Origin of the sequence: Methylobacterium variabile, assembly GCF_001043975.1 — a bacterium.
Lineage (GTDB): Bacteria > Pseudomonadota > Alphaproteobacteria > Rhizobiales > Beijerinckiaceae > Methylobacterium > Methylobacterium variabile.
This window is the reverse complement of the sequence record NZ_LABY01000468.1, coordinates 1-896: the sequence shown is the minus strand read 5'-3', so window position 1 is coordinate 896 and position 896 is coordinate 1. Positions and strand designations below refer to the sequence as shown.

Here is an 896-nt window from a genome sequence, read left to right as displayed (position 1 = left end):
CGGAAGCCGAGGGCGCCGTGGAGCAGGCCGAACCGGGAGCCGCGGCCGAAGGCGCTCAGGCGCCCACCGGTGGAGAGGACGAAGAGCGCGGTGCCGGCCTGCTCGGCCCGGGCATGGACCGAGGCGACGGCGGCCTGGAGCGCCGCGATCCGGGCCTCGGCCTCCGCCTCCTTGCCGAAGATGCGGGCGAGCGACCGGACGTTGCGCAGGTCGCTGCCGAGCGGGTCGGCGGCGTCGCTCGACAGGTCGATCGTCGGTGCCATGCGGGCGAGGGCGTCGTAGCGGGGCCCCGAGCGGCCGCCGACGACGACCAGGTCGGGATCGACCTCGTTGACCGCCTCGTAGTCGGGCTCCCACAGCGTGCCCATCTTGCGGTAGCGGGGCGCGTTGTACGCGGCGAGGGAGGGAGGCTTCGGCCCGCCCGCGACCCCGAAGACCGGCACGCCGAGGGTGTCGAGGGTGTCGAGCGCCGCGAGGTCGAACACGACGACGCGCTTGGGCACCGCCGGCAGGACGGTCTGGCCCCGGGCATGCTGCACCGTGATCTCCGCCGCCCCGGCCGGAGCGGCCCCGAGCCAGGCCACGAGCATCGCCGCGGCGGCGACGTGCAGGGCAGGCCTCCCCACGGCGCGGGCACCGGCAGCGATGCGGCGGGACAACCACGTGATGAACGGCATGCACGGCCCTTAAGTAAAATCGGTCGCGACATCTAAGGGCAACGTCCCGCCTTGACAACGCCGGACGGTTTCAGATTGGAATTATTCGTATTTCATCTTTGCGAGGGAATCTCGCCGCCTGGGGAATGGCGGCCGGGGAGGCCGGCCACGAGCCCCGGCCGGAGGCGCGAGGCGGTGTCTCGGCCGCCGATACCACGTCGTCGAGAGATGCGGCTCGGG

General features: G+C 72.8%; 1 protein-coding gene. It reads right to left on the bottom strand.

Annotation, left to right across the window (positions count from 1 at the left end; genetic code table 11):
* On the bottom strand, window positions 1-677 hold a 677-nt coding region (locus tag VQ02_RS33945), incomplete at its 3' end, for an ABC transporter substrate-binding protein (protein WP_157080933.1).
* Window positions 678-896 lie beyond the last annotated feature (219 nt).